Here is a 406-nt window from a genome sequence, read left to right as displayed (position 1 = left end):
TGTGGATTGCCGGGTTAAACGAGCTGCGTAAACCTTGGCTTCACCTTCATACGCAATTCAATGCCGCGTTACCGTGGGCTGATATTGATATGAACTACATGAATACGCACCAAAGTGCCCACGGTGATCGTGAGTTTGGTTTTATCGGCACTGTGATGCGCAAAGAGCGCAAAGTGGTTGCAGGTCACTGGCAACGCGCTGACGTACAGAAGCAAATTGATGATTGGTGCCGCGCAGCAAAAGGGTGGGCTGAAAGCCAGACACTTAAAGTGGCACGTTTTGGCGATAACATGCGCCAAGTTGCAGTTACTGAAGGTAACAAAGTATCAGCACAAATCACGTTTGGTTATGAAGTACATGCCTTTGGCGTAGCGGAGCTCGTTAAAGTTGTTGATACCGTCACTGA

1 protein-coding gene is annotated in these 406 nt (G+C 48.5%); it reads left to right on the top strand.

Going from position 1 to position 406, the window contains the following annotated elements; all coding sequences use genetic code 11:
* Positions 1–406: L-arabinose isomerase family protein (locus tag CWB85_RS21620; protein ID WP_502705324.1), on the top strand; the 406-nt coding region annotated here is incomplete at both ends.

It is taken from the genome of Pseudoalteromonas sp. S1727 (assembly GCF_005886375.1).
Lineage (GTDB): Bacteria > Pseudomonadota > Gammaproteobacteria > Enterobacterales > Alteromonadaceae > Pseudoalteromonas > Pseudoalteromonas haloplanktis.
Note: the sequence above shows the minus strand (reverse complement) of the source record. Positions and strands in the feature narration are given on the sequence as shown.